The 25,673-nt window shown below is 59.4% G+C and carries 15 protein-coding genes and 2 tRNA genes; 11 read left to right on the forward strand and 6 right to left on the reverse strand.

Annotated features, from left to right (window positions below; translation table 11 throughout):
* Positions 1 to 312: 312 nt before the first annotated feature.
* The 3 genes from AC1DVF_RS02725 (at position 313) to AC1DVF_RS02735 (ending at position 4,919) form a co-directional block, all read left to right on the forward strand.
* On the forward strand, positions 313 to 1,500 hold the full coding sequence (locus AC1DVF_RS02725) for an ATP phosphoribosyltransferase regulatory subunit (protein ID WP_038360371.1): 1,188 nt from the start codon (positions 313 to 315) through the stop codon (positions 1,498 to 1,500).
* Between the two features lie 54 nt (positions 1,501 to 1,554).
* Positions 1,555 to 2,844 (forward strand): adenylosuccinate synthase, encoded by a 1,290-nt coding sequence (locus AC1DVF_RS02730; RefSeq protein ID WP_007915835.1) that lies wholly within the window; start codon positions 1,555 to 1,557, stop codon positions 2,842 to 2,844.
* Between the two features lie 140 nt (positions 2,845 to 2,984).
* The gene (locus AC1DVF_RS02735; RefSeq protein WP_477781957.1) at positions 2,985 to 4,919 is read left to right on the forward strand and encodes a methyl-accepting chemotaxis protein; all 1,935 of its coding nucleotides are present in this window, start codon (positions 2,985 to 2,987) and stop codon (positions 4,917 to 4,919) included.
* A 109-nt stretch (positions 4,920 to 5,028) separates the two neighbouring features.
* Here the strand turns inward: AC1DVF_RS02735 and AC1DVF_RS02740 are convergent, their stop codons facing one another.
* From AC1DVF_RS02740 to AC1DVF_RS02755, 4 genes are all read right to left on the reverse strand, one after another.
* On the reverse strand, positions 5,029 to 6,594 hold the full coding sequence (locus tag AC1DVF_RS02740; protein WP_093430182.1) for an ABC transporter permease: 1,566 nt from the start codon (positions 6,592 to 6,594) through the stop codon (positions 5,029 to 5,031).
* Positions 6,594 to 7,604: an iron ABC transporter substrate-binding protein gene (locus AC1DVF_RS02745; RefSeq protein WP_477781958.1), complete on the reverse strand. Its 1,011-nt coding sequence runs from the start codon at positions 7,602 to 7,604 to the stop codon at positions 6,594 to 6,596. Before AC1DVF_RS02745 ends, AC1DVF_RS02740 begins: the two co-directional genes overlap by 1 nt.
* Positions 7,605 to 7,796: 192 nt before the next feature.
* Positions 7,797 to 7,883, reverse strand: a tRNA-Leu gene (locus AC1DVF_RS02750).
* A gap of 180 nt (positions 7,884 to 8,063) precedes the next feature.
* Positions 8,064 to 8,150, reverse strand: a tRNA-Leu gene (locus AC1DVF_RS02755).
* A gap of 226 nt (positions 8,151 to 8,376) precedes the next feature.
* Between AC1DVF_RS02755 and rnr the strand changes: the two genes are divergently transcribed.
* From rnr to dnaB, 7 genes are all read left to right on the forward strand, one after another.
* Positions 8,377 to 11,007 carry a ribonuclease R gene (rnr, locus tag AC1DVF_RS02760; RefSeq protein ID WP_093430184.1) on the forward strand — a complete coding sequence of 877 codons (2,631 nt, stop codon included), beginning with the start codon at positions 8,377 to 8,379 and terminating at the stop codon, positions 11,005 to 11,007.
* On the forward strand, positions 11,004 to 11,771 hold the full coding sequence (gene rlmB / locus AC1DVF_RS02765) for a 23S rRNA (guanosine(2251)-2'-O)-methyltransferase RlmB (RefSeq protein ID WP_095047304.1): 768 nt from the start codon (positions 11,004 to 11,006) through the stop codon (positions 11,769 to 11,771). The genes rnr and rlmB overlap by 4 nt, the downstream gene beginning before the upstream one ends.
* Positions 11,772 to 12,078: 307 nt before the next feature.
* A complete protein-coding gene (rpsF, locus tag AC1DVF_RS02770) occupies positions 12,079 to 12,501 on the forward strand; it encodes a 30S ribosomal protein S6 (protein WP_016771938.1) in 423 nt (140 codons plus the stop codon).
* 29 nt (positions 12,502 to 12,530) lie between these two features.
* The gene (gene rpsR / locus AC1DVF_RS02775; protein ID WP_002551829.1) at positions 12,531 to 12,761 is read left to right on the forward strand and encodes a 30S ribosomal protein S18; all 231 of its coding nucleotides are present in this window, start codon (positions 12,531 to 12,533) and stop codon (positions 12,759 to 12,761) included.
* A gap of 36 nt (positions 12,762 to 12,797) precedes the next feature.
* On the forward strand, positions 12,798 to 13,691 hold the full coding sequence (locus AC1DVF_RS02780) for a hypothetical protein (RefSeq protein WP_477781959.1): 894 nt from the start codon (positions 12,798 to 12,800) through the stop codon (positions 13,689 to 13,691).
* A 19-nt stretch (positions 13,692 to 13,710) separates the two neighbouring features.
* Positions 13,711 to 14,157 carry a 50S ribosomal protein L9 gene (gene rplI / locus AC1DVF_RS02785; protein WP_003186385.1) on the forward strand — a complete coding sequence of 149 codons (447 nt, stop codon included), beginning with the start codon at positions 13,711 to 13,713 and terminating at the stop codon, positions 14,155 to 14,157.
* A gap of 120 nt (positions 14,158 to 14,277) precedes the next feature.
* Positions 14,278 to 15,675 (forward strand): replicative DNA helicase, encoded by a 1,398-nt coding sequence (dnaB, locus tag AC1DVF_RS02790; RefSeq protein ID WP_007915846.1) that lies wholly within the window; start codon positions 14,278 to 14,280, stop codon positions 15,673 to 15,675.
* Between the two features lie 42 nt (positions 15,676 to 15,717).
* On the opposite strand, the gene AC1DVF_RS02795 is transcribed toward dnaB, so the two are convergent.
* Positions 15,718 to 20,313, reverse strand: coding sequence for an NEL-type E3 ubiquitin ligase domain-containing protein (locus AC1DVF_RS02795; protein WP_477781960.1), 4,596 nt, complete (start codon positions 20,311 to 20,313; stop codon positions 15,718 to 15,720).
* A 171-nt stretch (positions 20,314 to 20,484) separates the two neighbouring features.
* Positions 20,485 to 23,082 (reverse strand): hypothetical protein, encoded by a 2,598-nt coding sequence (locus tag AC1DVF_RS02800; RefSeq protein ID WP_477781961.1) that lies wholly within the window; start codon positions 23,080 to 23,082, stop codon positions 20,485 to 20,487.
* Between the two features lie 209 nt (positions 23,083 to 23,291).
* On the opposite strand from AC1DVF_RS02800, the gene AC1DVF_RS02805 reads away from it, so the two are divergent.
* Positions 23,292 to 25,604, forward strand: a complete 2,313-nt coding sequence (locus AC1DVF_RS02805; RefSeq protein WP_093430185.1) for a YgiQ family radical SAM protein — start codon at positions 23,292 to 23,294, stop codon at positions 25,602 to 25,604.
* Positions 25,605 to 25,673: the final 69 nt, after the last annotated feature.

Genomic DNA, 25,673 nt, shown 5'->3' on the forward strand with positions numbered 1-25,673 from the left:
ACGCCGTTGACCTGAATCATTCCGCCCGGCGGCTAAAACCTCGGGCGGGGTGATCCTTTGGGAAAACGTGTGTATGATGCGGCAGCCGGGAAATTCCCGGCTTTTTTGCGTCTGCACGTTTGATTGCTGTTTTTTGTTGCAGGCATCGGGTTGAATGGCCCGAGAGTATTTCGAGGAAAGTGATGGGCGAAGCCGGTAACAGGCCTTTCGCCGCGTCGTTCATGCGCGTGCGTTTTGAACGGTTCGGTCATTTTCTGCTTCACTCAAGGCTCGCCCGCAGGCTGGCCGCCCGGATCAAAGGGGAATGGCGTAATGGCAACGGTAGACCGCTGGCTGCTGCCAGATGGCATCGAAGAAGTACTGCCACCGGAAGCGGCGCGCATTGAAGTCGCGCGTCGTCAGGTGTTGGATCTGTTCCAGAGCTGGGGTTACGAGTTTGTCGTGACTCCCCATATCGAGTACCTGGAATCCCTGCTGACCGGCGCGGGCCAGGATCTGGATCTGCGTACCTTCAAGGTCATCGACCCGCAATCGGGCCGGCAGATGGGTTTCCGTGCCGACATCACGCCGCAAGTGGCGCGTATCGATGCGCACACCCTGCGTCGCGAAGGTCCGAGCCGTCTGTGCTACGCCGGCAGTGTGCTGCATGCCCAGCCACGTGCACTGTCGTCCTCGCGAAGCCCGATCCAGTTGGGCGCCGAGTTGTACGGCGACGCCAGCCCGAGCAGCGACGTTGAAGTGATCAGCCTGATGCTGGCCATGCTGCAACTGGCCGATGTGCCGGATGTGCACATGGACCTTGGTCATGTCGGCATCTATCGTGGTCTGGCGCGTGCCGCCGGTCTGTCCGGTGAAGTCGAACAGCAGTTGTTCGATGCGCTGCAACGCAAAGCCATCGACGAGGTCATTACCTTGACCGAAGGCTTGCCGGCCGACTTGTCCGGCATGCTGCGTGCGCTGGTTGATCTGTGTGGCGGGCGTGAAGTGTTGAGCGCTGCCCGCGAACGACTGGCCAATGCGCCGGCGCCGGTTCTGGCAGCACTGGAAGATTTGCTGGCGATCGCCGAGCGCCTCTCGGCGCGTTTCCCGGACCTGCCGTTGTACTTCGACCTGGGCGAGCTGCGTGGCTACCACTACCACACCGGTGTGGTGTTCGCGGTGTTCGTGCCGGGCGTTGGCCAGTCCATCGCTCAGGGCGGTCGCTACGACGACATCGGCGCGGATTTTGGCCGCGCCCGTCCAGCGACAGGCTTCTCCACCGATTTGAAAACCCTGGTGACCCTGGGGCGTGCTGAGATCGAGCTACCGTCTGGCGGTATCTGGATGCCTGACAGTACGGATGCGGCACTCTGGCAGCAGGTTTGCCAGTTGCGCAGTGAGGGTCAGCGTGTCGTTCAGGCTTTGCCTGGGCAACCTTTGGCCGCCGCCCGTGATGCGGACTGCGACCGGCAATTGATTCAGCAGAACGGGCTTTGGCAAGTATCGCCACTGGCTTCTTGAGTTTTCCTGCCGGCCATCGCCGGCACCAAGTTTGCGCGAATGAGGACAAGTGTTATGGGTAAGAATGTCGTAGTCCTGGGCACCCAATGGGGTGATGAGGGCAAAGGCAAGATCGTTGATCTGCTGACCGAACATGCTGCCGCCGTAGTGCGCTACCAAGGTGGCCACAACGCTGGCCACACACTGGTGATCGACGGCGAGAAAACCGTCCTGCACCTGATCCCGTCGGGCGTGCTGCGCGAAGGCGTGCAGTGCCTGATCGGCAACGGCGTGGTGGTTGCACCTGACGCCCTGCTGCGCGAGATCACCAAGCTGGAAGAGAAAGGCGTACCGGTGCGTGAGCGTCTGCGTATCAGCCCGTCCTGCCCGCTGATCCTGTCCTTCCATGTGGCGCTGGACCAGGCCCGTGAAAAGGCCCGTGGCGAGCTGAAGATCGGTACCACCGGTCGCGGCATCGGCCCGGCTTACGAAGACAAGGTTGCTCGTCGTGGCCTGCGTGTTGGCGACCTGCTGAACATGCCGCGCTTCGAAGACAAGCTGCGTGAACTGGTGGATTACCACAACTTCATGCTGGTCGGTTACTACAAAGAGCCAGCCATCGAGTTCGAGAAAACCCTGGCCGAGTGCAAGGAGTACGCTGAGCTTCTGAAGCCGCTGATGCTCGACGTCACTGCCGAGTTGCACGACCTGCGTCGCGCCGGCAAAGACATCATGTTCGAAGGCGCTCAGGGTTCGTTGCTCGACATCGACCACGGTACCTACCCGTACGTGACCAGTTCCAACACCACTGCCGGTGGCGTAGCGACTGGTTCCGGCGTTGGCCCGATGTTCCTCGACTACATCCTGGGCATCACCAAGGCTTACACCACTCGTGTCGGTTCGGGTCCATTCCCGACTGAGCTGTTCGACGACGTCGGCGCTCACCTGGCCAAGCAAGGTCACGAGTTCGGTGCGACCACCGGCCGTGCCCGTCGTTGTGGCTGGTTCGACGCCGTTATCCTGCGTCGCGCTATCGATGTGAACAGCATTTCGGGTATCTGCCTGACCAAGCTGGACGTACTCGACGGTCTGGAAACCATCAACATCTGCGTTGGCTATAAAGACGCCGAAGGCAATGCCGTTGCTCCGACCGACGCTGACAGCTACGTAGGCCTGCAGCCTGTGTACGAAGAAGTGCCGGGCTGGACCGAATCGACCGTGGGCGCCAAGACCCTGGAAGAGCTGCCAGCTAACGCTCGCGCCTACATCAAACGCGTTGAAGAGTTGATCGGCGCGCCGATCGACATTATTTCGACGGGCCCGGACCGCAACGAAACCATCGTTCTGCGTCATCCGTTTGCTTGATAAGTCGTTGATGTAAAAACACAAAGGCCCCTTCATCGGGGCCTTTGTCGTTTATGCCTGTTGGACGGCATGACCTTTGCTGTGAATCTGTCTACAAGAGTGCCATCAAATTAATGGCGTCAGAAGTAGAGGTATTCACAGTGTCGGCCGTTCTCTCACTGTTACAAAGCCGTTTGTTGCGCCCCGTGTTCGTTACCCTTGGTATCGCCCTTTTGGTGCAAGTGTTGGTGGCCGTTGCCCTGACGCGGAGCACCGTCACGGCGCTGGAAGCTGACTTGGCGGTGCGCCTCGGCGCCGACAGCCAGAAGCTCTCCGGTGAACTGGAGCAGGCCGGGCGTGAAGTCACCTCGAGCCTCGATGCCTTGTCCGCCAGTACTCGTCAGCGGCTTACCGCCGGCCTGTCTTCGCGCCTGAAAGAAGAGCAGGCGCAACTGCGTGCGACGCTGGAAAAGGATCTGAAAGATTCGGCCAATGACATGGCGCAGTTACTGGCCTCTGTAGCCCCGCGTGCCATGTGGGACAGCGACGTACCGACCCTGTCCGAGTTCGCCCGCCGTGCCCAGCGCAATCCCAATGTGTTGTTCGTGGTCTACGACGACGCCACCGGCCAGCACCTGACCCGCTATCTCAATCGCGAAAACCCGATCAACAAGGCCTTGCTGGAAAAGGGCCAGGGCGAGCGTGCACTGGATAAAGTGCTGGATGCGGCGAAAAACGATCCATCGGTTTACTACCTTGAAGCCTCGATCAATCCCAATGGCGTGGAAATCGGCAAGGTGCTGATGGGCGTTTCCACGGCGTCGGTGGAAACCGATCTGGCGGCACTGGACAAGCGCTTCTCAGCGCTGATCGCGAGCAGTGATCAACTGGTCGGCGACAGCCTCAAGGGCGCTGCAGCGGACAGTGCCAATGCCATGCAGGCGCGCCTGCAATCGGCGCAGTCAACCGCTGTCGAGATGAAAGCCAATACCGCCAATACTGTTCAAGAAGCGGCAGCCACCCTGCGTTGGCGGATCGGCATGGGCCTGGCGTTGGTCGGTTTTGGCGTGCTGCTGTTACTGGCCGTGGTGCTCGGCCATCGCGTGGTCAATCGCCTGAAAATGCTCAACGCTGCGATGGATGACCTGGCGGCGGGCGAGGGCGACCTGACCAAGCGTGTGCAGATCAACAGCAAAGACGAAATCGGCGACATGGCCTCGGCGGTCAACCGCTTTGTGGATAAGTTGCAGCCAATCGTGCGCGAAGCGGGCGATGTCGCGCAGCGTACCGGCGTCGAAATCGGCGCAATGACGCTGCGCAATGCCGGTGCCGATGCGGCGGCGGGCATGCAGCGTGATGAAGTGGCGGAGAGTCTGCGCGCGCTGTCGCAAATGGCTGATGAGGCGCAGTCGGAAAGCTATGCGATGCAAGCGGCTTTGAAACAGGTTGTGGATATTCGCCAGGCCACCGACGAAAACACCCGGACGTCCGCCAAGGTCGGCAGCCTGATCGAGGCGCTGGCGGGGCAAGTCGATACCGGCGCGAAAGTCATCGAGCGGCTGGCTCAGCAGAGTGAGCAGATTGAGGTGGTGCTGACGGTGATTCACGGGATTGCCGAGCAGACCAATCTGCTGGCTCTCAACGCGGCGATTGAAGCGGCACGTGCTGGCGAGACCGGGCGTGGATTCGCCGTTGTTGCCGACGAGGTGCGTGCGTTGGCGAGCAAGACGCAAAGCTCCACCGGCGATATTCAGGCGCACATCGTGGCATTGCAGCAGGGCGCTCGTGAGGCGGTCGAAGCGATCGGCCAGGCCGGGCGTCAGGCCAGCGAAGGTTTACTGGTGTTGCGTGACAGTGCGCGCTTGCAGCAGTCGGTACAGGTCTCGGTCGAGCAGGTGCATGCGGCGATTGGCTTGGCAACGCAGGCTGCTGCGCATCAGGCGCAGGGTGCGCAGGCTGTGCGTGGGCGCGTCGAGACAATTCATGCGCAGGCCGAGAAAGCGGCGCAGGCGGTGGTGGAGACCACTGCGAGTGGCAAGGTGCTGGATGGTTTGGCAGCGCAGCTCAAGGCTAGTCTGGGGCAGTTCAGGGCTTGAGGTTGTCTGGGCGGGCCTCTTCGCGAGCAGGCTCGCTCCCACATTAGATCGCGTTCCTCTGATGGAACTCGGTCAACATGTGGGAGCGAGTCTGCTCGCGAAAGCAGTATCAGCGGCTCAGATACATCCGGGTCGTCAGTAAATAAACCGGCAGCCCCGACACCAAAATCAACAACGCCGCATAAGGCGCCGCCGCCGCAAATTCGACATTTGCAGTATGCGCCCACACTTCCGTTGCCAGCGTATTGAGCCCGGTCGGACTCAGTAGCAACGTCGCCGTCAATTCCTTCATCGCATCCAGAAACACCAGCGCAAACGCCGCGCCCAATGCCGGGAAGATGATCGGCAACGTCACTCGGCAAAACGCCGTGAACGACGAGGCGCCCAGCGTTCGCGCAGCCTCTTCCAGTTGCGGTGCCGCCTTGTTCAGTGCCGTGCGAATCGGCGCCTGCGCCAATGGCAGAAACAGCAGCGCATAAGCGATCAGCAGCAACCCCGAAGTCTGGTACAGCGCCGGCACGTAGTGCAGGGCGAAATACACCAGCGTCAGCGCAATCACCAGGCCCGGCAGCGCATGCAGCAGATACGGCAAGCGCTCGGCCCAGATCGCCAGTTGACCTTTGTAACGCACCACCAACAAGCCGACCGGCACGGCCAGCACCAGACACAGCGCAGCTCCGCCAAGAGAAAGTGCCAGAGAAGAAAGCAGGGCTTCAGTGATCGCTGCTACCGGGAATGCTGCGGATGAACCGACCGCCAGCCAATACGCCAACATCCCCAGCGGAATCCCGCTGCCGACAATTGCCAGCATCAGGCAATACAGCTGACCGACCGTAGCCCATGGTCCTAGCCGAACCTGTTCAGCTTGGCGCGCGGCACCTTGTCCGGTGCGCACATGCCGAGCTTTGCCGCGTACGCGCAGCTCCAGCCACAACAACACCAGGCACAGCGCCAGCAGCACGGCGGAAAGCATCGCCGCGTTGGCGTTACTGAACTCCAGTTCGAATTGCTGATAGATCGCCGTGGTGAAGGTTTGCAGGCCGATGATCGACAGTGCGCCGAACTCCACCAGCATGTGCAAGGCAATCAATAGCGAGCCGGCCAATAGCGAAGGCCAGAGCAGCGGCAGGGTCACGCGGAAAAATACGCCCCAGCGATTCTGCCCAAGGGTGCGCGCCGACTCTTCAAGGGAGGGGTCGAGATTGCGCAGAGTTGCCGCCACCGGCAGGAAGATCAACGGATACTTCGACAGGCTCATCACCAGAATCGCCCCGCCAAGCCCTTCGAACTGCGCGCTCAGCGAAACCCAGGTGAAGCTGCTGACAAACGCCGGCACCGCGAACGGCAGGCACAGGATCACGCCCCATAGGCGACGCCCTGGCAAATTGCTGCGTTCCAGCAGCCAGGCCAGCGACAGACCAATCACGCCGCAGGAGAGGGTTACGCCAACCATCAACGCCAACGTGTTGCGCAACAGGCCGAACACATACGGGCGCCACAACAAGTGCAACGCCTCGGCCCAGCCGGCCTGCCAGGCCTTGAGCCCGACATAGGCCAGCGGCAACAGGCTCAGCACTACCAGTAACAACACCGGCAGCACCAGCCAGATTGATGGCCGCTTGCGCTTTGGTACGTAACCCCCGCGCGCGGCGGGGGCGGATAACGATGCGGTCATCAGTTCAAGCCAACTTCGCGTTCCAGCTCCAGCGCTTCTTCGGCATTGCCCAGATCGGCCGGGGTCACGTTCGGCGCTTCCAGTTCGCTGAACGGCTTGAGCCCGCGATCCGATTCCATACCTTTGTGCAGCGGGTATTCGGCGGTGGTCTGGGTGATCACGCGCTGACCTTCTTCGCTGGCCATATAGGCGAGGAATTGCTGGGCTTCTTTTGGATGTTTGCTGGATTTCAACACGGCAGCGCTCGACACGGTGATCAAGCCACCGACGTCGCCACCGGTGAAGTAATGCAGTTTCGAGTCGAGTTTGCCTTTCTCGCGCTGCAGGGCGAACCAGTAGTAGTTGTTCACCAGCACGGTGGCGACTTCACCGTTTTCCACGGCTTTGAGCGCAACCATGTTGTTGCTGTAGGTCTTGCCGAAGGCGCGCAGGCCGGTCAGCCACTCTTCGGCGGCCTCGCGACCGTGCATTTTGATGATGGCCACGGCTTGTTCCTGAAACGCGCCGCTGGTTGGCACGAAGCCGACTTTGCCTTGCCACTGTGGATCGGCAAAATCCAGGACTGATTTTGGCAGGTCTTTTTCGTCGACCAGTTTCGGGTTGTAAGCGACCACGCGAACGCGTGCCGTCACGCCAATCCAGGTGCCGTTAGCTGCGACGTATTTTTCCGGCAGCACGGCCAAAGTGGCGTCATCGGTCTTGGCCAGCAGGCCTTGTTCGCCGAGATTGTTCAACGGTGGCGATTCTTCGGTGTAGATCACGTCGGCAGGGGAGCGGTCGCCTTCTTCGATGATCTGGCTGGCGAGCTGATTGCTGCTGCCTTTGCGCACGTTGACGTGAATGCCGGTCTTGGCTTCGAAGGCTTTGGCGATCGCGTCGCCGACTTCCTTGTGCTGGCCGTTATAGAGAGTCAGGGAAACCGCATCGGCAGCCTGGGTGAGGGGAGTGGCGAGCGCCAGGCCGAGGAAGGTGAAGGTCAGGCCTCGGCGCAGGGTATTTCGAAACTTCATTCGCGGGGTTCCTCACTGTCGCATTGCAAAAACTTGCAACAATGATAAACGATATTGTTTCTCAAGTGCGCCTTGCGGTGGGGCTGGCGTTTTGATAGGTGCGATGGTGATGGGGTTTCGGGAAGCCAGAAACGCAAAAACCCGCTTTCGCGGGTTTTTGTGAAATCCAAGGTCGTAACCTTGAATTTGAATTGGTGCCCAGAAGAAGACTCGAACTTCCACGACCGTAAGGTCACCAGCACCTGAAGCTGGCGTGTCTACCAATTTCACCATCTGGGCAATCATCGCTAGCGTTGCCGCTGTTGATGTGGCGCACTATACGGAGCGCGTTTTGATCTGTAAACCCCTGATTTAATTTTAATAAATCAGTTTTAAGAAAAGCCGGGCTTAGAATGCAAAAAACCCGCTTTCGCGGGTTTTGTGTGAGCCTTGAAACTGATCTAGTCTCAAACTCGAAATTGGTGCCCAGAAGAAGACTCGAACTTCCACGACCGTAAGGTCACCAGCACCTGAAGCTGGCGTGTCTACCAATTTCACCATCTGGGCAGTATCGTTAACGCTTGTGCGTCGTCGATGGCGCGCACTATACGGAGCGTCTTTTTAACTGTAAACCCCTGTCAGCAAAAAATATGATTTTTTTTACCGGCGGTGTTCAAAACGGCTTTCAAGCGACGATACAGACCCTCATAAGGGCCTTATATAGTCGGAAATTTCCCGTTTCATGGCGCCTATGCCAAACTAACCCGCATATAGACAAGGTGAAAACTCTCTAATGGCCGATTGGCAGTCCCTCGATCCCGAGGCCGCTCGTGAAGCGGAAAAATATGAAAACCCTATTCCTAGCCGCGAACTGATCCTGGCGCATCTCGCCGATCGGGGCTCGCCGGCTGCCCGCGAGCAACTGGTGGAAGAGTTTGGTCTGACCACAGAAGACCAGATCGAAGCCCTGCGCCGCCGCCTTCGCGCCATGGAGCGCGACGCCCAACTGATCTACACCCGCCGCGGCACTTATGCGCCGGTCGACAAACTCGACCTGATCCTCGGTCGCATCAGCGGTCACCGTGACGGTTTCGGCTTCCTGGTGCCGGACGACGGCAGCGACGACCTGTTCATGAGCCCCGCGCAAATGCGTCTGGTGTTCGATGGCGACCGTGCGCTGGCGCGTGTGTCCGGTCTCGACCGTCGCGGTCGCCGCGAAGGCGTGATCGTTGAAGTGGTCTCGCGTGCTCACGAAACCATCGTCGGTCGCTACTTTGAAGAAGGCGGCATCGGCTTCGTCGTCGCGGACAACCCGAAGATCCAGCAGGAAGTGCTGGTCACCCCGGGTCGCAACGCCAACGCGCAGATCGGTCAGTTCGTCGAGGTGAAAATCACCCACTGGCCGACGCCGCGCTTCCAGCCGCAAGGCGACGTGGTTGAAGTGGTCGGCAACTATATGGCGCCGGGCATGGAAATCGATGTCGCTCTGCGCACCTACGACATTCCGCACGTCTGGCCCGAAGCCGTTCTGAAAGAAGCGGCCAAGCTCAAGCCGGAAGTCGAAGAAAAAGACAAAGAGAAGCGCGTCGACCTGCGCCATTTGCCGTTCGTCACCATTGACGGTGAAGATGCCCGCGACTTCGACGATGCTGTTTATTGCGAAGCCAAGCCGGGCAAGCTGCGCCTGTTCTCCGGCGGCTGGAAGTTGTACGTGGCGATTGCTGACGTTTCCAGCTACGTGAAGATCGGCTCGGCCCTGGACAACGAAGCGCAGGTGCGCGGCAACTCGGTGTACTTCCCTGAGCGCGTGGTGCCAATGCTGCCTGAGCAGCTGTCCAACGGCCTGTGCTCGCTGAATCCGCACGTCGATCGTCTGGCCATGGTCTGCGAGATGACCATCTCCAAGTCCGGCGAAATGACCGACTACTGCTTCTATGAAGCGGTGATTCATTCCCACGCGCGTCTGACCTACAACAAAGTCAGCGCGATGCTGGAAACGCCGAAAGTGGCCGAAGCACGCAAACTGCGTGGTGAGTACACCGACGTCGTGCCGCACCTCAAGCAGCTTTATTCGCTGTACAAAGTGTTGCTGGCTGCCCGTCACGTGCGCGGCGCGATCGATTTCGAGACCCAGGAAACCCGGATCATCTTCGGTTCCGAGCGCAAGATTGCCGAAATCCGTCCGACCACCCGTAACGACGCGCACAAGCTGATCGAGGAATGCATGCTGGCGGCCAACGTGGCCACCGCCGAATTCCTCAAGAAGCACGAAATCCCTGCGTTGTACCGTGTCCACGACGGCCCGCCACCGGAGCGTCTGGAAAAACTGCGTGCCTTCCTTGGCGAGCTCGGCCTGTCCCTGCACAAAGGCAAGGACGGCCCGTCGCCGAAGGACTATCAGGCGCTGCTGGCGAGCATCAAGGATCGTCCGGATTTCCATCTGATCCAGACGGTGATGCTGCGTTCGCTGAGTCAAGCGGTGTACAGCGCTGACAACCAGGGCCACTTCGGCCTGAATTATGAAGCCTATACCCACTTCACTTCGCCGATCCGTCGTTACCCGGACCTGCTGACGCACCGCGCGATCCGCAGCGTGATCCATTCGAAGCAGGACACTCCGCACGTTCGCCGTGCCGGGGCAATGACCATTCCGAAGGCGCGCATCTATCCGTACGACGAGGCGGCGCTGGAGCAGCTCGGCGAGCAGTGCTCGATGAGCGAACGCCGTGCCGACGAAGCGACCCGCGACGTGGTCAACTGGCTCAAGTGCGAGTTCATGAAGGATCGCGTGGGCGAGTCGTTCCCGGGTGTGATCACAGCGGTAACCGGTTTTGGCCTGTTCGTTGAGCTGACCGATATCTACGTCGAAGGTCTGGTCCACGTCACGGCGCTGCCGGGCGATTACTACCACTTCGATCCTGTGCATCACCGCCTGGCGGGCGAGCGCACCGGTCGCAGCTTCCGTCTTGGCGATACCGTTGAAGTGCGCGTCATGCGCGTTGACCTCGACGAGCGCAAGATCGACTTCGAGATGGCCGAAAAAACCATCAGCGCACCGATCGGTCGCAAAAAACGTGGCGCTGAAACCGCTGCTCCGGCGGCCAAGGTTGCGGAAGAAAAGGCTCCGGCTAAATCCGCCAGCCGTCGTCCGGCCAAGGAAAAAGCGGCAGAAGCCTATCGCCCAAGCGACGCCGTGGCGAAAAACGCCGAGCTGCGCAAAAGCCGTGAAATGAAGAAGGCTCTGCTTTCCGACGCTAAAAACGGTGGTAAAGCGGCGTCCGGGGGAAAGACCGGACGGTCGGCGCCTGAAAAGGCCTCCGGCGGCAAGCCAGCGAAACCGAGCAAACACCGTAAGGGGCCGCCAAAAGCGGGCTCCGCTCCAGCCAAAAGTGGCGGGGCACGTAAACCGAAGGCGAAGTCATGAGTCAGTTGGAAAAAATCTACGGCGTTCACGCGGTAGAAGCGTTGCTGCGTCACCACCCGAAACGCGTCAAGCAGATCTGGCTGGCGGAAAGCCGCAACGATCCGCGCGTGCAGACCCTGGTTGAGTTGGCCAACGAAAACCGTGTTCAGGTCGGCCAGGCCGAGCGTCGCGAAATGGACGCCTGGGTTGAAGGCGTGCACCAGGGCGTGGTCGCGGAAGTAAGCCCGAGTCAGGTCTGGGGCGAAGCCATGCTCGACGAGCTGCTCGATCGCACTGAAGGTGCGCCGCTGTTGCTGGTGCTTGACGGTGTGACCGACCCGCACAACCTCGGCGCCTGCCTGCGTTCGGCGGATGCGGCCGGTGCGCTGGCGGTGATCGTGCCGAAAGACAAGTCGGCGACCCTGACGCCGGTCGTGCGTAAAGTCGCTTGCGGCGCGGCGGAAGTGATTCCATTGGTTGCCGTGACTAACCTCGCTCGCACCCTGGAAAAACTTCAGCAGCGCGGTCTGTGGATTGTCGGTACTGCGGGGGAGGCTGAGGTCAGCATCTACGACCAGGATCTGACTGGCCCGACCATCCTGATCATGGGCGCTGAAGGCAAAGGCATGCGTCGCCTGACCCGCGAGCACTGCGACTATCTGGTGAAGCTGCCGATGGCCGGTAGCGTCAGCAGCCTCAACGTCTCGGTTGCGACGGGCGTGTGCCTGTTCGAAGCGCAGCGTCAGCGCGGTGCAAAAGCCAAGGCTACTGCCAAGAAATCCTGAGTCGTACACGATTCAAATGTGGGAGCGAGCTTGCTCGCGAAGAGGGCGTGTCAGTCGACGTAAATGTTGCCTGACAAACCGCATTCGCGAGCAAGCTCGCTCCCACAGTGTTTTGTGGTGTGGCATAACTGAGTGATTGTTCAAATAATCACCAATTGCCTTGCGCCTCCTCTGTCCCTTCTCTACAATTGCGCCCCTTGCTGTGACGGCAGGCACGCATGTGCCCCGCGCCAGCAAGTCCATAAGTGTCATTCACTCCTTGTCTGACCGTTTTTGAGCGGCAGGCTACAACCCGTAAGGAGCATTCATGCGTCATTACGAAATCATCTTTTTGGTCCACCCGGATCAAAGCGAGCAAGTCGGCGGCATGGTTGAGCGTTACACCAAGCTGATCGAAGAAGACGGCGGCAAAATCCACCGTCTGGAAGATTGGGGCCGTCGTCAACTGGCCTACGCAATCAACAATGTTCACAAGGCTCACTACGTGATGCTGAACGTTGAGTGCACTGGCAAGGCCCTGGCCGAGCTGGAAGACAACTTCCGCTACAACGATGCAGTGATCCGTAACCTGGTCATCCGTCGCGACGAAGCCGTAACTGGCCAGTCCGAGATGCTCAAGGCTGAAGAAAACCGCAGTGAGCGCCGTGAGCGTCGCGACCGTCCTGAGCACGAAGGCGCCGAAGGCACCGATAGTGATGACAGCGACAACAGCGATAACGCTGACGAGTAATCCACGGACCTTATTAAGGAGCCTATCAAATGGCACGTTTCTTCCGTCGTCGTAAATTCTGCCGCTTCACCGCTGAAGACGTGAAAGAGATCGACTACAAAGATCTCAACACTCTGAAAGCCTACGTATCCGAGACCGGCAAAATCGTTCCAAGCCGCATCACTGGTACCAAAGCTCGTTATCAGCGTCAGCTGGCCACCGCTATCAAGCGCGCCCGCTTCCTGGCCCTGCTGGCCTACACCGACAGCCACGGCCGCTGAGACCGGGCAGTCGACAAGTAGCAAAGGATTGAATGCATGCGTGCCTTAGCTGAGTTCATCATGCGAGGCCGTATGCAGGCCACTCTCGTGGTGGCCGGATGTGCAACATTGCCGTTGTTGTATTGGTTGGGTGCTGCCGCGGGGAGCCTTGTGCTGCTGCGGCGCGGACTGACGGACGCCCTGGGTGTTCTGTCTCTGGGGCTGCTGCCGGCGTTGATCTGGTGGCTGTATGCCGATGACCCACGGGCACTTCTGGTGCTGCTGGGGTCTTCGGGGCTTGCGTTGGTTTTGCGCGCAAGTGAATCCTGGGTCCGCACGCTGCTGGTCAGCGTAGTGATTGGAGTGGTGTTTTCAGTGGTGCTCGGGGCGGCGTTTGCGGCCCAGATCGAAATGCTCGCGCAGGCCTTGATAAAGGTCATGCCGGCGCTTCTCGGTGAAACCTACAAGCAATTGTCGGTCGATGAGCAAGCGCGTTTCGCGTCCCTGATTGCACCGGTCCTGACCGGACTGATTGCGGCGCTGTTGCAGATCGTCAGCGTGCTGAGCCTGATTGTCGGGCGGCATTGGCAGGCGTTGTTGTACAACCCGGGTGGTTTTGGTCGCGAGTTTCGCGCCATCCGGATCCCGCAGGGGCCGGCGATGTTGCTGCTGGCGTTGATGCTTCTGGGCCCGAATCTCGGTGCACAGATGGCCATGTTGACGCCGTTGTGCAGTGTACCGCTGGTGTTCGCCGGACTTGCCCTGATTCACGGGCTGGTCGGGCAGAAGCGACTGGCCGGTTTCTGGCTGGTGGGGTTGTACGTCACGCTGTTGTTGTTCATGCAGCTGATCTATCCGTTGCTCGTGGTCCTGGCCATTGTCGACAGCCTGATTGATTTTCGCGGTCGTCACGTGTCGAAAGACACCGATAACGCGAACGGTGAAGGTTAAAAGTTAAGAGGATTTCCACATGCAACTGATCCTTCTGGAAAAAATCGCCAACCTGGGCAACCTGGGCGACAAAGTAAACGTTAAGGCCGGTTACGGCCGTAACTACCTGCTGCCTTTCGGCAAAGCTACCGCTGCAACTGCTGCCAACCTGGCTGCGTTTGAAGAGCGTCGTGCTGAGCTGGAAAAAGCTGCCGCAGACCGTAAAGCATCGGCTGAAAGCCGTGCTGCCCAACTGGCCGAGCTGGAAGTGACCATCACTGCCACCGCTGGCGACGAAGGCAAGCTGTTCGGTTCGATCGGTACTCACGACATCGCTGACGCACTGACCGCCTCCGGCGTTGAAGTTGCGAAAAGCGAAGTTCGTCTGCCGAACGGCACCATCCGCAACGTGGGTGAATTCGACGTGGCTGTGCACCTGCACGCCGAAGTTGAAGCCACCGTACGCGTTGTCGTGGTAGCAGCTTAAGTAACACCTGATCGGCTGGCGGCTTGTCCGTCAGACGGTTAACATCGGGCACGATCCTGTTTTCAGGTCGTGCCCTTTGTCTTTCTGAACTCCCTGTTTTTCCAAATTACACAAGTGGCCATGAACGATATCTCCGCTCCCGAGCAATACGATCTGCAAACCGCTGCCCTGAAGGTGCCGCCGCATTCCATCGAGGCCGAACAGGCTGTACTCGGTGGTCTGATGTTGGACAACAACGCCTGGGAACGCGTGCTCGATCAAGTCTCCGACGGCGATTTCTATCGACATGACCACCGTCTGATCTTCCGTGCGATCGCCAAACTGGCCGATCAGAACATGCCGATCGACGTGGTGACCCTGTCTGAACAACTGGACAAGGAAGGCCAGACCTCGCAGGTCGGTGGCCTCGGTTACCTCGGTGAACTGGCGAAAAACACGCCGTCCGTCGCCAACATCAAGGCCTATGCGCAGATCGTTCGTGAGCGAGCGACGTTGCGCCAGTTGATTGGCATCAGCACCGAAATCGCCGACAGCGCCTTCAACCCGGAAGGCCGCACCGCCGCCGAGATTCTCGACGAAGCCGAACGCCAGATCTTCCAGATTGCCGAGGCCCGGCCAAAAACCGGCGGCCCGGTAGGTGTGAATGACTTGCTGACCAAGGCCATTGATCGCATCGACACTCTGTTCAACACCGACAACGCCATTACCGGCCTGTCCACCGGCTACACCGACCTCGACGAGAAGACCAGCGGCCTGCAGCCGTCCGACTTGATCATCGTCGCCGGCCGTCCGTCGATGGGTAAAACCACCTTCGCAATGAACCTGGTGGAAAACGCCGTGTTGCGCAGCGAGAAGGCGGTTCTGGTGTACTCCCTCGAGATGCCAGGCGAATCGCTGATCATGCGTATGCTCTCCTCGCTGGGCCGCATCGACCAGACCAAGGTGCGTTCTGGCCAACTGGAAGACGATGACTGGCCGCGCCTGACTTCGGCGGTCAACCTGCTCAACGACCGCAAGCTGTTCATCGATGACACTGCCGGCATCAGTCCGTCGGAAATGCGTGCGCGGACCCGACGTCTGGTGCGTGAACACGGTGACGTCGGCCTGATCATGATCGACTACCTGCAATTGATGCAGATCCCCGGTTCCAGCGGTGACAACCGCACCAACGAAATTTCCGAAATCTCGCGATCCCTGAAAGCGCTGGCCAAGGAATTCAACTGCCCGGTGGTGGCGCTGTCGCAGCTCAACCGTTCCCTCGAACAGCGTCCCAACAAGCGCCCGGTGAACTCCGACTTGCGCGAATCCGGAGCGATCGAGCAGGACGCCGACGTGATCATGTTCGTGTACCGCGACGAGGTCTATCACCCGGAAACCGAGCACAAAGGCATCGCCGAAATCATCATCGGCAAGCAGCGTAACGGCCCGATCGGTTTTATCCGTCTGGCCTTTATTGGCAAATACACGCGCTTCGAAAACCTCGCGCCGGGCAGTTACAACTTCGACGACGACGAGTGACAGCAGGCCGAAGTTCATCGGCCTGCTGCGACGCTGTATCGATTACAACGTCGCGCCACTCGATCCCGGAGTTTCCTGCGCAGGCGTGACGTTGGCAGGAGGCGCCTCGATTGTTGTTCGAGGCTGCAATTCCTGCCGCGTCAGCGTCTGGATCAATGTCGCTTCGACAATCGCCAATTGCGCCGTTACGTCATCGGTTTGCGATTTATATTGAGCTTCGCTCAGCAGTCTTTGTGATGACTGGCTGTCGAGAATTTCCTGGCGATCCTGGAACGGCTGGCGACTCGCATCGAATTGCGCCTGGTATTTGTGAATGATGAAGTCCTGCCAGAAATTCATCGACACCAATGCCTGAAACTCTTCAGGCGAACCATTCAGCGTCGAGACTTTGCGATATGCCGCATCCAGCATTGCCGGGGTAACGCCGGCCATGCCGATAAACGAGAGTGTCTGTGGCTGAAACGGCAATTGCAGCCGATCCCTGAGACCAAAGCGGTAGGCCATGGTCATTTCATGGGGATCGCGTATGCGCAGGTTGTGGCTGTTTCGCAGCTCCCGGGAGGTTGCCGGATCGTCAATGATTGCCCTGCTTGAAGCGATCTCTGCCGCCGCGATGTCGTCGACCTGTTTTAGCCGGAACAATCCTTTGGACAGCGCCACCAAGGGGGCGCCGTTCATATCCAGCCTGGCCTGTATGCGCGCCTTGTGAGTCATGGCCAGGACCTGCAGATCGGTGAAGGTGGCTGCGGCAAGGTCAGTGCAGCCGGCTTCGCACGCGCGATCGAACAGTTCTCGACGCAAGGTTCGCGACTGTGGATTGTCCTGGCTGATGACATCGATCACGTCCCAGACCTGGCGCCGGAAGTCGGCATGGTGCGCACGGCTCGCGAGGATGTTGAAGAAGCCGTCCGAGCCTTGCTGCTCGCGCAACGTGCGCCATTGAGTGTTTCTGGCGATCGCTTGATCAGCGGGTAGTCCGGTGGTCCAGATCGGGGCAGGGTCCGCGGCTGCCCTTGCACTGGGGCGTTGTGCCAAGGGGAATGACGTTGTGAACAGGTTGGATCTGTTGTGAAGCCCGGTTTGGGCTTCGTCCAGTTGCCTGCGATAGACGCCCATTTGTATCCGCGTCTCATCGGTAATCGGATTATTCGTCAGTAACGTGCCACTGTTCACCTGGACCGAATGCGCCAAGCGCTCCGGGGGCGGAGCAGTGACAAAGTCAGGAATCGTGGTGATCTGATTGTTGCTCAGATCGATCCGGGTCAGCAGGGGTTGATCAAACAGCCCGGTTGGCCACTGCGTGATGCCGGTGTTCGCCAAGGTGACCTCGCGCATATCGGTGATCAGGCTGAAATCCGGGATCACACCGAGCTGGGGATTGTTGTCGATCCAGAGTGCTCTGAGCGTTGTGCGTCCGGCCAGTATCCGCGCCGTTTCTGCATTGAGTTCAAGTTGGTTGTGCTGCAGGAACAGGCGCGTCATCCCGTGCATTTCTCCTACTGCCGGGGGCAAGTCCCTGAGGCGATTGTTCGACATGTCCAGCCAGCGCACATGACGAAAACGGGTGAGGAAGCCTTCCGGTGACTCCGTCAGGTTCATGCCGCTCAATCTGAGTGAACCCACATGGCTGAAGTCGATGCTCAGATCCGGCAGGGTCGGCAAGGTCAGGCCGCTCAAGTCCAGTTCCAGACCGATCGGTGTGCCGTCGAAAGCATGTTTTTGCGCCGTCTCGCGGCGCCAGCAACTGATGATCCGATCCCGCGCTGCAGTGCGGTCATTACGGGTGGTGGCGTTGATTTGCAGCTGATTGGCACGCACGTAACGCAGGCGGTTGCCGCCCCCGGAAAAGACCCAGTCGTCGAGCTGGGTTTTCAGAAGATCGAATTCTTGTTCCAGTGCGAGCAAGCGTGGTGCCACGGTGCCTTTGTCATGATTCCAGATGAACTCCCTGCACTCCTTGATGGTTTTGCTCGGGAACAGGTTTCGATAACGCTGCGCCCTGGAGTCTTCGCTATCGAATACGGCGGGATGGGCCGGCTCCATCAGCTCGGGGTGAGACTGTTTAAGGCGTCGCCAGTAGCCGTCGAATTTTCGCCAGTACGCGGAGGGGAAGTCGTTGCCTTCAAGGCGCGTGACATTGTTGATCCGCGCGACGACAGCCAGCGTCTCGGGTGTCGGGTTGAGGTTGGCCTGGGGAACCTCGCTCAAGCGATTGTCGCGCAGGTCCAGGTGGTTCAAAGCGGTTTTGTCGACCAGCCCGGCAGGCCACTGACTGAGGCCCGTGTTTTTCAGGTTCAATGCCTGCAACCCGGACATGGCGCTGAAGTCGGGCACTGCTCGCAGTTGATTGTTGGACAGATCGATCTGTTTCAACTGGTGCAATGCACCGAGTGCCAAAGCGCTTTGTTCATCCAGTTTTATCTGGTTTGAACTCAGATCCAGATAGTTGAGTTTGTCCATCTCGGCGATTTTTTGCGGCAGTTTATCGATGCCGGAGTTAACGATGGTCAGGCTTTCCAGATTGGGGCAATTGGACAGAAGCGTATTGGCGGTGTCCGACCAGATTACCGAGTCGAGACTGAGGGATTTGATGTGACTGAAATCCACGGTCAGCAGGGGTAATGGACCGTACAGCGCTGGCAGTTTCAGTTCGCCGTCCGAATCGCCCAGCCAGCAGCCTCTGATGATTCTTGCCAGGCGGGTAGCGTTGACTCTTTCAGGGCCCACGGCGTGGGCCGGTCCGGGTTGACTGTCGGCGATGTAGGCCTGCAGTTGCGTTTCCAGTAGCTCGAAGCCGGCAATGCGTCGCGCGATCTGTTCTTCGGCACCATCCCCCAGGACGAGCAAATATTCCCTGGCGGCTTGCGGATTCTTGTCTGGATACATACGCCGCACCATCGCCACTTCGGGAATGTCGCCATCCAGTCTGAACGCGTCTGCGCGGGAGCCCGTGCGCATCGCCGGATAGTCGGCCACTACGCGGCGCCAATAAACCTCAAGCGTTCGCCAGTAACCGGTCGGGAAGGGGTTGCCTTCAATCAGGGTGACCGAGTTGATACGGGCAATCGCCAGCAGTTCATTGTTTGACGGGTCAAGGATCGGCTGTGGAATTTCGCGCAGTTGGTTATGGCGCAAGTCGACCACGTCCAGTGCCACCTGATCGCGTAAACCGCTGGGCCAGTGATCCAGTCCGGTGTTGCTCAGGTTCAATGACCGAAGTTGCGACATGCCGCGAAAGTCCGGGATTCTGCCAAGCGGGTTGCTCGACAGGTCGAGGTGTTCAAGCTGCTTGAGTGCGCCCAGTTTTACTGCTGCCTGCTCATTGAGCTGGATTCGGTTCGAGCTCAGCTCCAGAGCCTTGAGAACGGTCATCGGCGCGATATCGGGCGGCAACTTATCCAGGGTGGAGTGAGTCACCGACAGTTTCTCGAGGTTGGGAAAACTGCCAAGGAAGGTATCGGCGGTGTCCGACCAGGCGACCGCTTTCAGCTCCAGAGTTCTTACATGGCTGAAATCAGCCGTCAGCGGCGCAAGGATTGCCTCTCCCAAATCAAGTTTCAGCGTCGTTCCCGTCTGCCGTTTCCAGCAACGTTTTATTTCTTCGACAGCACGCTCCACTGCGGGATGCGCAGCTTCGTTGGGGACCTGCGAGGATGTCTTCCTGATCCAGGAAGCGAGATCCGCCTTGAGCGCCCTGTAACTGGCCTCGCGTTGGGTCAGATAGCCGCGGACGTCATCCCCGTGCGAATGCAGAAGCCGGGTGATCTCCTCGCTGTCGAGGGCCGGGAAGAGCTTTCGAGCGCGGGACTCTGGCGTGCGCAAATGATTGATCGCGCTGGCAAACCGTTGCAGCAGGCCAGGATGCGCGGGGCTGCCTGGCTCGTTGCGGAGCATCCCGCCGACACCGCCGACCGCCGTTCCCAGCCAGCCTTCGCGAGCATCGTAAATGATCGGCTCCGAGCGCCCGGGGCGTGTAGCGATGTACGTATTGGTGCTGTCGCTGGCCACCGGATCTTGCGCACGGACGATACGCATCACCGTTGTCGACGGGGTCGAGGCGTCGGTGTCGTGCAGAACCTGATAACTGTGGTTGTCGATCACCGCATAGAGTTTACCGTTGAGCCGGTGAAGGCCATCGCTGCCCCTTTGAATGCCGCTGAAATCCAGTGGCGTGCGGAAAGCTTCCAGGCGGCTGCTCGACAATGGCACACCGATCGGCTCGAAGTGTTCCAGCTCATGCCAGAGTCCCGCGCTGGAATCACGCAGCAACACGGGTCCCGAGGGACTGGATTCGCTGGGCAGTCTGGCCCGATACAGTCCTGTTTGCGCATCTTTGCCGACCAGCACGATGCCGCCAGGTACATCGGCATATTGGCGGCCTTTGTGGGTTCTCAAACCGTCAGCGTTGCGATCCGACAAACCGCTGGCCGCAGGCACCCAGTAATGTTCCAGGGACTGGCTAGCCGCACGCGGATTTTCAATCGGCAACGCGGGTCGATGAATGGTGATGCTCGGAGCCGGCTCGATCGCGTCGATATCGGCTGGCGTTGGTAAGCGGCCCGGTCGTGGTGGTTGCCCACCGGGTATCGAGACCTCTAAATGTGTGCGCGGTGGCAGGTCGAGGCGCGGGGTGTCCACGTCTGGCACAGTGTTTTGGCGAACCGGGGGATTGCCGGAATTGTTGCCTCTGGGGGGCGATTTAACGGGCATGTCTTTCTATCCTTGCGGGTTTGCGCATCAGTTCGCCTGAACGGGAGCTGATGGCAGGGGCGGCGTCATTGCCTGATTGATCGTATGGCCCTGAGTCCTTTACTCAGGCCTGGAAGGCACGCCAGCCTCGCTGGCCAGTGCAAAAATCTTGCTCGCGGTCTTGCCATCGAAGGTCTGGCGCCAGATGGCCACGTGCGGCAAGCCAGCCTGTTCATCGCGGCGCTGAGACTCGATACCGCGTCGGCTCTGTTCGAGGGTTTTGAGGTGGCCGCCTCTTGTGGTGAAACTCAGTGGCGCGGCGTTGTGCTGGTCATAGTGGAAGTGTGCCTCCCATAACGGTGCGTCATCGGCGCGATCAGTGATCGAATAAACGTCGAGAAACGACTTGCCCTTGCCTTTGCCCGATGGCTTGCGATCAACGGTTTTGCTCACGCTGACTTCGTCGGCATCCATCAGATAGTTCAAGCGCATGATGTCGAGCACCTCCCTGTTCTTGTACATGCGCACCAGAACACTTTGGCCATGCGCGTCCAGTGACCCGCCAGCGCTTCGCAAACGCGCAGCCAGGTCGAGGATTTCGGTGTCCGCGTCTTCATGGCTTTCCAGGCGCCTTGCCTGCTCGTTCAGTCGTTCAGTCTCTTTACTCAGGTCTTCGACAATATCGGTCGGATTGGTTTTTCTCGCCTCGTCCACCCTGGCCTTGGCAACGTGTTGTTCGACGTCGGCCAGTAACCGGTTAGCCTCGGCGACCAGCTGTGGTCTGGGTGTACTGGTGATGGGCGGGCGCACTGGCAGCCATTCACCTTGTCTTTTTTCGTAGCGGGATGGCGAATCGGGACGCAACGGGTCCTGGACCTTGACGATGATGTTGCCATCCTGGGTCGTTTCCATGTCCCCGACCATTACCCGATAAGTTCCGTGTTGACGGATCCGGAAAATTTTTCTGGGCGGCACGGGGCGTGCATTTTCGGAGGTGTCTGGTTGCGGCGGAAGGAAATCGAAATCGATATCGTGGTCAATGTTTGGCAGTTCGCGGTCGCGACCAATCGATTCCAGAATGTCGCTCAGTCTGTTTTCGATTCGCTGTTCGAGTGGGTCGATCAAGGTGAGGGCTTCCCTCAGGTACTCGGCCCTGGCAGTGTCGATATCAGTGGTCAGTAGCGCTTCAAATCGAGACTTGTCCGACCTTATCTGATCAAGGCTCAAGAGCAGTGCCATCGGCTGGTGGTGCTGCGGAATCTTGTTCAGGTCGCTGGTGACCAGATCAACCGAGGAAAGCGAGGGCATCGTGGCGTTGGGCGAATGGTCGGGCGCGCCCGCAAACAGGTGTATATAGAGCGTCAGTTTGTTGAAGTCGATACGCTCGGCCGACGGCACTTGCTGTCTGATTTTTTCAAGTATCGGTTCCGCTCCTGGATCGGCTTTTTTGATTTCTGCCAACACCACTTCCCGCTCTTGGATAAACCTCAGCTTCTTGTTCAGGTGGGGGATCATCTTCCTGCAACTGTCGGCGTCGACTTTGGCGCTCGTAGGCTTGAACCTCAGATCCATGGTCGCCATGAGTCGATTCAGAAACTCCGCACGTTCTATCCGGAAGGTGCGCAATTCTTGTTTGAACAGCCCTTTTGCTTTTGCGCGGATCAGCCAGTTCTTGTTGAGAAGAAGTGACTCCACGAAATCTGCTTGCTTGTGAACATGCTTGAGCAGATTCACCTCAAGGTTGAGCAGTTTCAGGTTTTTCTCTGCACTGCCCTCCGGCAATTTTTTGATATCAGCCCAGAGCTCGTTATGAAGCGCAGTCGAGTTCTCCAACTCTGCGTGTGCCTTCTGAAAAGGCAGATACATCAGCCTCAAAGTGTCGATGCTTAACCCGGCCGCCTCTGCATCCGTGATGCCGCTCTTCAGCTCTGGCAAATGATAAACCCAGCGATTGCCCTCATCGCGCCGCACAGTCCGCGTTTCGCCGCTGCGGCTGGCGCGGTAGATATTGGCGATATCGGTTGCCACGGGGTCTTTCGGGTTGACGATACGCCACGCTTTTTGTGTCGCCGTGGAGGCACTCACATCGTGCATGACCTGATAAACGTGGGTGTGCAGGGACAGGTACAATCGGCCCTCGTGGCGCAATAACCCGTCGCTGTCGGCCTTGGCGCGTGTGATTTCGAGATCCGTGCGCAACGTCTGCAGGTGAGTGTCAATCAAGGTCACGGCGTCACCGTCCTTGAGCGAATGCCACAGACCACTGTCGGCGTCGCGCAGCAGTAGCGGACCACTGGCAACCCGCTCGGCTGCGAGTTGGGCGCGGTAGAGGCCGGTCTGCGGATCGACCCCGACCATCACGATGCTGCCGTGCGCGACATCGACGTATTCGCGGCCCTTGTACAGCCTCAAGCCCTCGGTATTGGCCTGGGGCAAACGGTCAGGTGCGGGGATACGGTAACTCTCCAGCGATTTTGCTCCCGTTGCGCCCGTTTTCACCGAGGCGGTTGCTGTGTGCGTGATGACGACGGGAGACGGTCTTGTTACCTCAGGGCTGGCAGTGCCGTGAGTGCCGCCCGGACGCGTTGCAGAGGGGCCAGGCAGGGACGGTTCAGGCCCCGTCCGTGGCGCTCGCCCGGTATTGCCTTGCTGCGGCGCATCCGGGCTGGTGGGGGGCTTGACTTTGATGCTGCCCTTGGCGGGCTGTTTGGGTGACATTGCTTCATCCTTGAAGGGTTGCCACATCAGTCGGCGCAGGCACCGGACTGATGAACGTTAAGTTTGAACGATGATTTTTTTGCCTGTTACGGGGTATCGGGCAGGCTCGACGCGGGTTGTAAGAGAAACCGACCATTGCCGTCGGAATTGGTTATTTTTTGTGCTATATTCCGCGCCCGCGAATTTTCACTTCAACACCGGTCGTCGACATGCAAGCAGCCAAGCCGTTATTTGACTATCCAAAATATTGGGCCGAATGTTTCGGGCCAGCGCCATTCCTGCCGATGAGCAGGGAGGAGATGGATCAGCTTGGCTGGGATTCGTGCGACATCATCATTGTTACCGGTGATGCCTACGTCGATCACCCGTCGTTTGGCATGGCGATCATTGGCCGGCTGCTGGAGTCCCAGGGCTTCCGTGTCGGGATCATTGCCCAGCCGAACTGGCAGTCCAAAGACGACTTCATGAAGCTCGGCGAGCCGAACCTGTTCTTCGGGGTTGCGGCGGGCAACATGGACTCGATGATCAATCGCTACACCGCGGACAAGAAAATCCGTTCCGACGACGCCTATACGCCCGGCGGCATGGCCGGCAAGCGTCCGGACCGCGCGAGCCTGGTCTACAGCCAGCGCTGCAAAGAAGCCTACAAGCACGTGCCGATCGTGCTCGGCGGCATCGAAGCGTCCCTGCGCCGCATTGCCCACTACGACTACTGGCAGGATCGCGTGCGTAACTCGATCCTGATCGACGCCAGCGCCGACATTCTGCTGTACGGCAACGCCGAGCGCGCGATCGTCGAAGTCGCCCAGCGCCTGTCCTACGGGCACAAGATCGAAGACATCACTGACGTGCGCGGCACCGCGTTCATCCGTCGCGATACGCCGAAAGACTGGTACGAAGTCGACTCGACGCGTATCGACCGTCCGGGCAAGGTCGACAAGATCATCAACCCGTACGTGAACACCCAGGACACCCAAGCCTGCGCCATCGAGCAGGAAAAAGGTCCGGTCGACGATCCGCAGGAAGCCAAGGTCGTACAGATCCTGGCCAGCCCGCGCATGACCCGTGACAAGACCGTGATTCGCCTGCCATCGGTAGAAAAGGTGCGCGGCGACGCCGTTCTGTATGCCCACGCCAACCGCGTGCTGCACCTCGAAACCAACCCGGGCAACGCCCGTGCGCTGGTGCAGAAGCACGGTGAAGTCGACGTCTGGTTCAACCCGCCGCCGATTCCGATGACCACTGAAGAAATGGACTACGTGTTCGGCATGCCTTACGCCCGTGTCCCGCACCCGGCGTACGGCAAGGAGAAGATCCCGGCCTACGACATGATCCGTTTCTCGGTGAACATCATGCGTGGCTGCTTCGGTGGCTGCACCTTCTGCTCGATCACCGAACACGAAGGCCGGATCATCCAGAACCGTTCCGAAGAGTCGATCATTCGCGAAATCGAAGAAATCCGCGACAAGGTGCCAGGTTTCACCGGGGTCATTTCCGACCTCGGCGGCCCGACCGCGAACATGTACCGCATCGCCTGCAAGACACCGGAAATCGAATCCGCGTGCCGCAAGCCGTCCTGCGTGTTCCCGGGCATCTGCCCGAACCTGAATACCGACCACTCGTCGCTGATTCAGCTGTACCGCAGCGCTCGTGCCTTGCCGGGTGTGAAGAAAATCCTGATCGCCTCCGGCCTGCGCTACGACCTCGCGGTCGAGTCACCGGAGTACGTCAAAGAGCTGGTGACCCACCACGTCGGTGGTTACCTGAAGATCGCCCCGGAACACACCGAGGAAGGTCCGCTCAACCAGATGATGAAACCGGGCATCGGCAGCTATGACAAGTTCAAGCGCATGTTCGAGAAGTACACCAAGGAAGCGGGCAAAGAGCAGTACCTGATTCCGTACTTCATCGCCGCCCACCCGGGCACCACCGACGAAGACATGATGAACCTGGCTCTGTGGCTCAAGGGCAACGGCTTCCGCGCCGACCAGGTGCAGGCGTTCTACCCGTCGCCGATGGCCACCGCCACCGCGATGTACCACTCGGGCAAGAACCCGCTGCGCAAGGTCACCTACAAGAGCGACGGCGTGACCATCGTCAAGAGCGAAGAGCAACGTCGTCTGCACAAGGCGTTCTTGCGTTATCACGACCCGAAAGGCTGGCCGATGCTGCGTGAAGCGCTGATCCGCATGGGCCGCGCTGATCTGATCGGTTCGGGCAAGGATCAGTTGATCCCGACTCATCAACCGGCGACCGACAGCTACCAGAGCGCCCGTCGCAAGAACTCGACACCGGCCGGCAGCCATAAAGTGGCGAAGGACGGTAAAGAGAAGACCACCAAGATTCTCACCCAGCACACTGGCTTGCCGCCGCGTGCCAGTGATGGTGGTAACCCTTGGGACAAGCGGGAGCAGGCCAAGGCGGCGGCGTTTGCCCGTAACCAGCAGGCTGCGAAAGAGCGCAAAGACGCCGCGAAAGGCAAAGGGCCGAAGCCGACCCGCAAGCCGGTCGTACCGCGCTAAACATCACTTGAGCTGAACAGAACGCCAACCGTCGGGTTGGCGTTCTGCATTTCCGGGGATGGATATTGG

This window comes from Pseudomonas sp. P4_D7, assembly GCF_056401755.1.

What these genes read in the sequence shown, in the direction of transcription:
- rnr (WP_093430184.1), top strand. Translation starts at nt 8,377, where the DNA reads ATGGCCGATTGGCAGTCCCTCGATCCCGAGGCCGCTCGTGAAGCGGAA.
- AC1DVF_RS02730 (WP_007915835.1), top strand. Translation starts at nt 1,555, where the DNA reads ATGGGTAAGAATGTCGTAGTCCTGGGCACCCAATGGGGTGATGAGGGC.
- rplI (WP_003186385.1), top strand. Translation starts at nt 13,711, where the DNA reads ATGCAACTGATCCTTCTGGAAAAAATCGCCAACCTGGGCAACCTGGGC.
- AC1DVF_RS02725 (WP_038360371.1), top strand. Translation starts at nt 313, where the DNA reads ATGGCAACGGTAGACCGCTGGCTGCTGCCAGATGGCATCGAAGAAGTA.
- AC1DVF_RS02805 (WP_093430185.1), top strand. Translation starts at nt 23,292, where the DNA reads ATGCAAGCAGCCAAGCCGTTATTTGACTATCCAAAATATTGGGCCGAA.
- rpsF (WP_016771938.1), top strand. Translation starts at nt 12,079, where the DNA reads ATGCGTCATTACGAAATCATCTTTTTGGTCCACCCGGATCAAAGCGAG.
- dnaB (WP_007915846.1), top strand. Translation starts at nt 14,278, where the DNA reads ATGAACGATATCTCCGCTCCCGAGCAATACGATCTGCAAACCGCTGCC.
- rpsR (WP_002551829.1), top strand. Translation starts at nt 12,531, where the DNA reads ATGGCACGTTTCTTCCGTCGTCGTAAATTCTGCCGCTTCACCGCTGAA.
- AC1DVF_RS02745 (WP_477781958.1), bottom strand. Translation starts at nt 7,604, where the DNA reads ATGAAGTTTCGAAATACCCTGCGCCGAGGCCTGACCTTCACCTTCCTC.
- AC1DVF_RS02740 (WP_093430182.1), bottom strand. Translation starts at nt 6,594, where the DNA reads ATGACCGCATCGTTATCCGCCCCCGCCGCGCGCGGGGGTTACGTACCA.
- AC1DVF_RS02780 (WP_477781959.1), top strand. Translation starts at nt 12,798, where the DNA reads ATGCGTGCCTTAGCTGAGTTCATCATGCGAGGCCGTATGCAGGCCACT.
- rlmB (WP_095047304.1), top strand. Translation starts at nt 11,004, where the DNA reads ATGAGTCAGTTGGAAAAAATCTACGGCGTTCACGCGGTAGAAGCGTTG.
- AC1DVF_RS02800 (WP_477781961.1), bottom strand. Translation starts at nt 23,082, where the DNA reads ATGTCACCCAAACAGCCCGCCAAGGGCAGCATCAAAGTCAAGCCCCCC.